Origin of the sequence: Nostoc sp. CCY0012 (genome assembly GCF_963920855.1) — a bacterium.
GTDB lineage: Bacteria > Cyanobacteriota > Cyanobacteriia > Cyanobacteriales > Nostocaceae > Cyanocohniella.
This window is the reverse complement of the sequence record NZ_CAWUDM010000164.1, coordinates 1-9,487: the sequence shown is the minus strand read 5'-3', so window position 1 is coordinate 9,487 and position 9,487 is coordinate 1. Positions and strand designations below refer to the sequence as shown.

Sequence of the window (9,487 nt, the reverse complement as noted above, 5' to 3'; positions counted from 1 at the left end):
TTGACCTTTATTTTACGTATTCAGTGTTTATCCAGTTAGGTGCAAGATATAAGTTAACCCAAAAGAAGAACATATTGCGTCTTATCTGCGTTTATTGGAGTAAAAACCATGAGTGAAATGACTACAAACAGACTCAAGGAGATAAAAAATATTGAGTTTCACCCTGAGTTTCAAGCACAGGCTGACCCTGAGATGGATGCGGAGCGAGATTGGTTTATTAAACATCCATTCGCTACCCAGTATTACCGCAAGCCCTATGAATTTGAGATGGCACAGTTTCAATTTTCTGAACCTACACGAAAGCTAAAAAAGATTTTGGTGAGAAAAACTGAGATGGACGGGGTACGCGCACGAGTACCCATTTTTGAATAATTAACCAAGATGAACACATAAAGTCTGCCATTTCTGAGCGCGATAGCTTTGCTCGCCTACGGCATCGCTTCTCCCAGCAATTTGGCGTGGCTTGTGCGTTGTGCAAGATTGAATTTTAAGTTTGACAATTTTCTCCAAAGGGCGATCGCTATCCCCAATTAATCTAAGATTTATTTTTTGTGGGTCAGTATTGATGGTTTATTGTAATCTGGCAGTATGGGCTTCACTACCACTAATATTGCTAAAGGTTTTCAGCTTCACTCCCCGCAAAATTACTAAACCTGCCATGAGTCCTCAGTTATATATTTAGTTTAGTTGTGATGTCTTAAATGGTAAACTAGTCTTATAGCTGAGTCGGGATGAGGTGGGGCTAAAATATCGCCAGAAAATCTTCATTCCGTAGTAAGTATGGAACAGTTGAATTGCACCTAAGCTTCATGCGGTAATGCTACTACTGCCCGTGCCAGAGCTTGACAAAGAATTTTCTCTCATCAGCATATCAAAATAACTGATTAATTCTCCATTACAGGTTTTCAGGGGGAATGGATTCGTCAGATGTTAATACTATTTGATGATTAGCAGATGACGACAGAAGAAAAACTTGTGAATGGGTCAATCTTTACTAGACGTTTCTATTAATTAGGCTGGTTTGACTACTGGCTAACTACTAGCCAATATAACGCGATGACAAGGGTTGTAGGCTATTTTGTTATCAATAAGCCTAGTTTAATGATAATGATTAAGCTATTTTCAAATATTTTGTAACCAATTGTATTATCAACACCTACAGAATAATTTTTGAGCAGATTTTTGAATTACTTTTGCAGCATGAATGTATTATTATATTCTCAATAATTTTGAGTTTAATGACAGTGGTAATTTGAGAAATAATGGCTAAAACCCAGTCTGCATATATATTAAACAGCAATTTTCGCTCTTTTTTGATGTGCAAATTAGCAGACATTTTGCACTGAATTGTCATATTTTGGCAATTATTAAGCTGGCTAGAGACAACTATAGGCAGGCTAAAAAGGTGTACAAGTAAGTGTCATTATGCAAAACAGCAGACATATTGCACCAGAATCACTGATTTAGATACAAAATGTCTGCTCAATGTAATATAGTATTTAATTTGACAAAAACTGTACTGAAAAAGTAGATAAATTCTATGTTGTTAGTGGAGATTGTAGTAAGATTTTTTAGATTTACAAATGTAATTTCAATAAGTTGATAAAAATAATCAAACGAAGCGGGCTAATTGGTAGATAGTAATTTACAAATACAAGTCAAACTAAGGCGATAGCTTCTCTGCGAGACGCACTCGCGTTCGCTGTAGGCATCGCATCTTCATGAGCCGTTTCCCACAGCCGAGAATTATAATATTATTTTTTATCATCCTGAATTGAGGAAAGGAAGTAGTCTAGCATCGCCATGTTGAGGACAGATTCTCGTCCGTCTTTAGTGCTTCGGCGGGAGATTAAAATGGAGAAAGTGCCGAGATATTGAATTGACTACATATATATAGTTGTCAACCTTCAGCCTGATAAAATCAGGAGCAACAAATTTGAGTCGTTAATGAATCCAGGGGCAAGCTATGCAGGTAAAAAGTGAGGTCACAATAAAATTTAGCGGCGAACTACCAACAGCCACACCAGCAGCGAATAAGAAAGTTGAGGTGTCGCTGACTGACCAGAACGAAGTAGTTTTCACCGCTTTGATAAATGCAAAAAGTTGGCGCAAGGCGGAAACTAATGCGAACGAGTTTGCAGATTGGGCTGGGGTTATATCGGGGAAGTTGGGTCAACGAACAGAAAACGGGTTTGAAATAATTGAAGCGGGAATCCAACTTTTTGAAAAAAAACCGAAGGAGCCTAAACCAGAAGAAGGCGCGGCTGTAGCTGAAGCTGGTGCAAGTTAATATCTTGGCATTTTGCATCCGTAACCCCATCTCACTAACTGAATCTGAAAATATCTATCATGTTAAAAAAATACATTCCTTTGGTTGCTCGTTCATTTTTAGCCGTGATTTTTATTTACACTGGCTTGAACAAAGTGTTTAATTTCGCTCAGACAAGTGAGTTTATGGCTAAAGCTGGACTACCAATAGTAGGAGTGCTACTAGTTTTTACAATTGCATTTCAGATTTTAGGTGGATTATCCATTATTCTCGGCTACAAAGCGAAAATTGGCGCGATTCTACTCATCATTTTTCTGATTCCCGCTACCATTGTTTTTCATAATCCTGTTGCAGATCCTAGTCAATTCAATAATTTTTTCAAAAACTTGTCGATTATCGGTGGACTGCTCCTAGTCCTGACTTATGGATCTGGTTCTCTCAGTTTAGATCAAAGCGAACGCTAAAAAATAGTATGCCAATTCCACGAATTCCTAAAAATGTGTAATCCACACACTCAGAGTCTGTGACTCTTTAAAAAGGTGATCTACACAGCGATCGCCTTCGCTTGATCTGCAAGAAATTGCCATTGTTCATTTCGCTTCAGATATGTGCGTGTGTAACGGTAACTACCACTGAAAGATTCCCCCTTAAACAATCCGGCCACCCTTACCTTCAAATTTGTGATTGCAGTTGAGCCAAAATCTTGAATAATCAATTCCTCACCCAATCTGGAAAGCTGCAATTATTGTTTGTAGTTATGAGAACATACTCTGGCAAAATTGAGATATATCAAGAGATTGATGAACTATGAAGAAGTAAAAAACTCAATTTCCTATGACAAACCTTAAGACACCAAAAATTGGGTTGTAGGCAGTCATTTTAGAATCATTACCGATTTACTGAGAGGCTAAAAAATGGATGTATCAATTATAACTACATTTCTGGTTCCCTTCCTCCCTTACTTGCTTAAGGCGGGTGAAAAGGCGACTGAAGAAGCTGGTAAGAAGCTTGGGGAAAAATTTGGTGGCGATGCATGGGAAAGAGCTAAAGCCTTGTGGGTGAAACTTAGTCCCAAGGTACAAGCTAAACCAGCGGCTATTGAAGCAGTATCTGATGTGGCAAGTGACCCAGAGGATAAAGATGCGATTGCTGCACTGCGTCTGCAACTTAAGAAATTACTCAATGAAGACTCGACTCTAGCAAGCGAGATTGCCCATCTTTTTGAGCAAGCAAAACAAACAGGCAGTGTATCAAATGTCATTGCTAGCGGTGAGCGTGCTGTCGCTATTGGTGGTAATGCCAGTGGTAATACTATCAGTACTGGTGATACTGTGACTCATAAGGAGTCGAAGACTACTAATTCATAAAATTAAGATTTATTTTCTCAGGATTGCCTGGATGCAATCAAGCAACTGCCTCTCAACCTTACTTAGTCAGAAAAGTAACGACTCATGCCAGAGGAAGAAAATGTCATTGCTGAGGGTCAGCAGAGTATAGCAATAGGTGGTCAGGTAACTGATAGTAAGATTGACTCTGGTGATACTATAACCGAGCAACATCTGTCAAATAGAAATTCTCATACCACCTATGTGAATATAATTCCTCCCAGTTCGCCGCCAGTAGTACCTGAGAGAAAACTGCGATTTCTGTTATTGCTAAAACCCTGTTTGAAATGGCTGTTATTGCTGCTTCCAAGTGCAGGAATAGGAATAACAGTTCATTTTGCTATCCTTCGGCAATGGGGAGCAGCATTCGCGTCATTGTCTATAACAGTGATTTTGACGCTGTTTATACTTGTAGGAATACTTGTAGGAAAGTTTATTGTTGAACTGATAAACAGACTGTCTCAAAGGTTGGAGGCGGAGCAACAGCAGTTGGCAGTTCGTCTTGCAGATACAATTTGGAGTCAACTGGAAGTTTGGCTTTGGGAATTTACTTCACCATTTCAGCGCAAGTATTATCAAAGCTTAATTTATGCTTGTCAGGACTATCGAACCCAAGGATTAAAAACTAAAGGGCCATTTACCCTAGATTTTGAGAAAGTATTTGTGCCGCTCAGGGTTGCACCAGAGTGTGCAGAACAAATAGGATCTGCAATGATTCAATCTAGAGTTAGATCTGATACTCCCACAAATATTTGGGAGTGTTTGGAAGCAAGCAAAAATTATTCCACCTATCGCAGCATAGCAATTATTGGGCCACCTGGTTCGGGGAAAACAACTCTGTTAGAACATTTGACATTGACTTATGCTAAGAATGCTCAACGCTGGCAGCACCGACAAGCACCAAAACTGATTCCTATACTTCTATATTTGCGTGATATTCAGGATACCATCACATCAGCACAAACCCAACCTCGTTTATCATCACTAATTGAAGGGCAAGAATCTGTTCGTCAGATGAACCCACCTCCTCAATGGTTTGAGAGGAAATTACATCGCCAGCAGTGTTTAGTCATGCTAGATGGATTGGATGAAGTAGCAGACTCTCAGCAACGCCAGTCTATTAGCCGTTGGGTAAACCAGCAAATTCAAAAATATCCTAATGCCCGTTTTATTCTTACTTCACGTCCGTTTGGTTATCGAAATGCCCAAGTGCAGGAAGTAAAGACAATATTAGAGGTACAGCCATTTAATCTAGAGCAAATACAGACCTTTATCCAATATTGGTATCTTCAACATGAAATCATGAGCCGACTGGGAAAGGATAACCCAGGAGTGCGACAGGCAGCTGAAATTCAATCAAATGACCTGATTAAGCGAATTAAAAATAATCCTCCTTTAACAGCAATGGCTATCAACCCACTGCTACTAACTATGATTGCCACGGTTCACTGTTTTCGCGGTGCATTGCCAGGACGACGAGTAGAACTCTATGCCGAGATTTGTGATGTTTTGCTGGGAAAGAGACAAGAAGCTAAAGGAATTACCGAAGCACTAACATCTGAGAAAAAGAAAGTAGTACTGCAAGTACTAGCATTAGAGTTAATGGAACGTAATACTCGTGAATTTACCCCAGAATTAGGAACATCTTTGATTCAAGGTGAATTAATCAAAGTAGCAGGCAATAACCTGAAAGCAGAGGAATTCTTAAATAATATTGAAAATCTTAGCGGTCTTTTAATTGAACGAGAAAAAGACCTATATGAGTTTAGTCATAAAAGTTTTCAAGAGTATTTAGCTGCCGTACAGATTAAAGAAACCAATCAAGAGTCTATCCTCATTGAGAACATCAATAATCCTTGGTGGGAAGAAACTATCCGCCTGTATGCTGCCCAAAGTGATGTAACTAATCTCATTACTGCTGCTTTGAATAGCCCAACTGTCATTTCTTTAAAGCTCGCCTATGATTGCTTGGAAGAAAGCTTGAGGGTTACGCCAGAGGTACGAGAACATCTTAAAGATAGATTAGAGGATGGAGTAGAATCGACTGACTCAGAAGTTGCTAAACTAGCAGCACAAGTAAAATTAGCACGGCGACTAAATAAGCTATTGCGTTTAAACAATAACTTAGAAATTGATACTAGCTATATCACGAATGCTGAATATCAATTGTTTATTGACGAGCAGCTAAAGACAGGTAAAAAATGGTCTGCCGGAAATGCTAAAAAACCAATGACTGAGATAAGCTTTCAAGAGGCGAAGAGATTTTGTGTTTGGCTAAGTTTAAAAGCTCCCTTACATAAGGATAGTGAGAGTGCGCTGCATTTCTATAGATTGCTAACAGCAAGTGAAGCAAGAATGTACTCTGGCATAGAGCCAGAAAGACTTGTATATTGGTCGGGAAGTAATTGTGATAAAGGAAGTGGGATTTGTGTAGTAAAGGAAAAAGTCTCATCTCCCTACATTCAACTCTTTAATCACCTAGCTGTTGGAGAATGGGACAAAGCAGACTTGGAAACAGCTTCTATCATGCTCAGGTTAGCTAAACGAGAAAAAGAAGGGTGGCTGGATATAGAGTCGCTTAATAAATTTCCTTCTGAAGAACTCTGTACTATTGACTGGCTTTGGGTGACTTACAGTGATGGTCACTTTGGCTTCAGTGTTCAGAAACGAATTTGGGAAAGCATTAGAAAAGAACTGAAAAATGATGAAGTTAATTATGACATCTATAAAATATTTGGTGAACATATAGGTTGGTGTGTGAAGGACAACTGGTTGACATATAACGATCTGAGTTTTTCCCTAACTGCTTCACAAGGACATCTTCCATATCCCAACAAGACGTACAGCAAGCAAATTTGGCGTTCACAAGCATGGGAGTCGTTTTTAGTACTTATAGAGCGCGAGTGGCAGGGTTGTTAAAGATTTCCAAAGTAATTTTTATTTTTTTAAGTATGAAAGAAATGAGCAATGGTAGATCTAAAAATCAGCAGTTATTACTAGACATAGTTAGAGATGAAGTCGTCTTAGGTTTAGAGCAGTCCCTGCATAACCGAATTTATATTATCACTGATAAAGAAGAAGACCCTAGCCAAGTGAAACCTCCTTGGGCAATTGACATACAAGTTGGCGCTCAACCCAAGTTTCAACTGCCACCAGACACAAAAATTACTAATATATATGACCGAGAAGATATTAAGGGTAGATTGTTGATTACCGGGGCACCTGGTTCGGGAAAAACAACAACACTGTTAGAACTTGCTCAAGACTTAATTGTTCGGGCTAAAGAAAATAGCGAACAACCTATACCAATATTATTAAATTTATCATCTTGGACGGAAGAGTATCAAAGTCTCAAAAATTGGATTGTTTCTGACTTAAATTTTAAGTATAAAGTACGTAAAGATATTAGTAATCAATGGCTAAATCAAGATATAGTTATTCCCCTTTTAGATGGTTTAGATGAATTAGAACCGACACGTCAAGAAAAGTGTGTTGAACAAATTAATGAGTTTCTTCAACTGAAACTGAATAGTTCAGATAACAGGTCAAGTTCTCTTGTGGTCTGTAGCCGTACTGAAGAGTATAGCTACTTAGCTACGCAACTTATACTTAATGGCTCAATTGTATTACAACCTTTTACCCAAAATCAGATATGTAATTATGTACTGAAAACTAAAGGAGAACAATTCTGGAACAATCTCAATAATGACCAAAATTTGATGGAGTTGGCTAAGACTCCATTATTCTTAAATATTTTAACCCTTTCTTTTCAAGAGAATTCTTCTGTTTTTAGAGACTTGCAGAATCTTAATTCATCTCAAGAGCGTCTCAGCTATATTTTTGATACTTATATCAATATAATGCTGAATCGAAATTACAACAAATTAAAACCAGACCATGAAAAATCTAAGTATTGGTTAGCGTGGCTTGCTGCTCAATTAAAACAAAAGAATAGAACAGAGTTTTTTCTTGAGAATTTATCTCCCTCTTGGTTAATTACTACAGAACAACAATTAATTTATAAAATTATAATATGTACAATTTTAGCAATAGTTTTCGGGATAAATGGAATTGTTGGTGGACTAGTTTTATGTTTGACTTTAGGATTTACAGAAGAATCTATTAGGAGTAAGATTGCTAGAGATGTTGTTAATAAATTTTATACAATTACTAGACTTTATTCGGTTACTATTGGCTTACTATTTAGTTTTATACCATTACAGCCTAAGGTTCCAGTAAAATTTCTTTTGTTACCTCCTACTATAGAAATTCAAAAAAATGAAAACATAGAATTTCAAACAAAAACAATTTTAATAAAAGAAGCAAAACAAAATTTTGAATATCACAATCAAATTGGTTATTTAAGTAAAATAGATGTATTTAATAAACCTAAGAATAAATTAGAAAAGATAAAATTGAACAATTATTTATTCTGTGGACTCATCGGATTTTCTTCCCATTTTTTATTCTTTGATTTGGTTCAGATGTTAAGTCAATCTAATGAATCCGTAAATTTAATTTTTCTAATTCAAAGATGTTTTGAAGGAGTTTCAGGTTTGATAGGTGGTTTTTTAGTAGGTTTATCACCTAACTTTATAGGAAATGTAAAAACCTTTGAAAATCTCAAATGGTCTGTTGATTTATCCTTTCAAAAAGGAATGTTTTTCTCTTCGATTCTAATAGCTAATATATTTTTTATAATCTTAGGAGCTTTTATAACCGTATTAGCACCATTAGTGCTAATACCATTATTTAGCTCTAATAATATATCTTTTATAGATCAGACAGAACACATAAGAATTTATACTATGTTATTTTCTATTTTATTTACGACGTTTTTTTTCGGATTGATTGGATTTATTATTTGCGGACTCACTAGTTCAGAAATAGAGTTTAAAACAACACCTAATCAAGGAATATACAAATCTTTATTGAATGCCACAATTATTGGCATTAGTTTGGCTATATTATCTGGCATAATTAACGGACTATTTTATGGCTTCGTTTATCAGTTAAGCTTTAATAAATCCTTATTGTTGGGTACAATAATTGGATTTTTTCATGGATTGATGGGTGGATTACTTGGTGGTGGTATATCATGTCTTCAACATTTTACTCTTCGCCTCATCCTTTGGCTGGATGGGTATATACCTTGGAATTATGCCAATTTTCTTAACTATGCTACCAATCGCCTATTCTTACAAAAAGTTGGTGGTGGATATCGGTTCGTCCATAGACTACTACAAGATCACTTCGCCCAAATTCAAATTGGGCGAAATTAGGAAAATATAAGCAGATGGCGCTGCCAATGTCGCGCAAGAGCCATGCGACGCATTGGCAACTGAAACCCTTGCTATTCAAGCCTTTTTACAGGCTCATCGAAATTTTTCTTACTTCTGTTTCTTACTTTTAGATTTATCATTAGTAAAAAGCTTATAAATTCTAAATACCATTGATTTAAATCTATATTTAAATTGATTCTCTTTAGCCCTGAAAAAATTCAAGTTTAGACAACACAAACTTGGTCAATCGGCTGATGTCTGCAATCATTTGTTACAAACTTAGCAAGCATAACACGCTGCGATCATTTCTAGTGATCACTGGTTATTTTTAATTTGAGTATTTACTCAAGTACTCAAATGAGTAAGCCGCACTCTATTACTCCAGATTGTTTTATTAGGGAAAGCTTCTCTCAGCAGTAAGTTCTACTTTCACCAAAAAGTCCGACTAAAATCATAGATTTAATTATGAATATTTGAGTATTTACTCAAATGAAGTTTTACTCAAATGAAGTTTTACTCAAATGAAGTTTTACTCAAATGAAGTTTTACTC

The 9,487-nt window shown here is 36.7% G+C and carries 7 protein-coding genes; 6 read left to right on the top strand and 1 reads right to left on the bottom strand.

Annotated features, from left to right (window positions below; all coding sequences use genetic code 11):
- Positions 1 to 108 precede the first annotated feature (108 nt).
- From ACM0OS_RS27150 to ACM0OS_RS27140, 3 genes are all read left to right on the top strand, one after another.
- Positions 109 to 372, top strand: coding sequence for a hypothetical protein (locus tag ACM0OS_RS27150; protein ID WP_414546288.1), 264 nt, complete (start codon positions 109 to 111; stop codon positions 370 to 372).
- A 1,594-nt stretch (positions 373 to 1,966) separates the two neighbouring features.
- Positions 1,967 to 2,290 carry a hypothetical protein gene (locus ACM0OS_RS27145; RefSeq protein WP_414546287.1) on the top strand — a complete coding sequence of 108 codons (324 nt, stop codon included), beginning with the start codon at positions 1,967 to 1,969 and terminating at the stop codon, positions 2,288 to 2,290.
- Between the two features lie 59 nt (positions 2,291 to 2,349).
- Positions 2,350 to 2,733: a DoxX family protein gene (locus tag ACM0OS_RS27140; protein ID WP_414546286.1), complete on the top strand. Its 384-nt coding sequence runs from the start codon at positions 2,350 to 2,352 to the stop codon at positions 2,731 to 2,733.
- 80 nt (positions 2,734 to 2,813) lie between these two features.
- On the opposite strand, the gene ACM0OS_RS27135 is transcribed toward ACM0OS_RS27140, so the two are convergent.
- A complete protein-coding gene (locus ACM0OS_RS27135) occupies positions 2,814 to 3,011 on the bottom strand; it encodes a hypothetical protein (RefSeq protein ID WP_414546285.1) in 198 nt (65 codons plus the stop codon).
- A gap of 172 nt (positions 3,012 to 3,183) precedes the next feature.
- Between ACM0OS_RS27135 and ACM0OS_RS27130 the strand changes: the two genes are divergently transcribed.
- From ACM0OS_RS27130 to ACM0OS_RS27120, 3 genes are all read left to right on the top strand, one after another.
- Positions 3,184 to 3,636: a hypothetical protein gene (locus tag ACM0OS_RS27130; RefSeq protein ID WP_414546284.1), complete on the top strand. Its 453-nt coding sequence runs from the start codon at positions 3,184 to 3,186 to the stop codon at positions 3,634 to 3,636.
- Positions 3,637 to 3,720: 84 nt separating this feature from the next.
- Complete coding sequence (locus ACM0OS_RS27125; RefSeq protein ID WP_414546283.1) at positions 3,721 to 6,573, top strand: GUN4 domain-containing protein; 2,853 nt, start codon at positions 3,721 to 3,723, stop codon at positions 6,571 to 6,573.
- Positions 6,525 to 8,936 (top strand): NACHT domain-containing protein, encoded by a 2,412-nt coding sequence (locus ACM0OS_RS27120; protein WP_414546282.1) that lies wholly within the window; start codon positions 6,525 to 6,527, stop codon positions 8,934 to 8,936. The genes ACM0OS_RS27125 and ACM0OS_RS27120 overlap by 49 nt, the downstream gene beginning before the upstream one ends.
- Positions 8,937 to 9,487 lie beyond the last annotated feature (551 nt).

Bases quoted from the DNA above. Each gene is read 5' to 3' on its own strand.
- ACM0OS_RS27150 (WP_414546288.1), top strand. From the start codon at position 109: ATGAGTGAAATGACTACAAACAGACTCAAGGAGATAAAAAATATTGAG.
- ACM0OS_RS27145 (WP_414546287.1), top strand. From the start codon at position 1,967: ATGCAGGTAAAAAGTGAGGTCACAATAAAATTTAGCGGCGAACTACCA.
- ACM0OS_RS27140 (WP_414546286.1), top strand. From the start codon at position 2,350: ATGTTAAAAAAATACATTCCTTTGGTTGCTCGTTCATTTTTAGCCGTG.
- ACM0OS_RS27130 (WP_414546284.1), top strand. From the start codon at position 3,184: ATGGATGTATCAATTATAACTACATTTCTGGTTCCCTTCCTCCCTTAC.
- ACM0OS_RS27125 (WP_414546283.1), top strand. From the start codon at position 3,721: ATGCCAGAGGAAGAAAATGTCATTGCTGAGGGTCAGCAGAGTATAGCA.
- ACM0OS_RS27120 (WP_414546282.1), top strand. From the start codon at position 6,525: ATGGGAGTCGTTTTTAGTACTTATAGAGCGCGAGTGGCAGGGTTGTTA.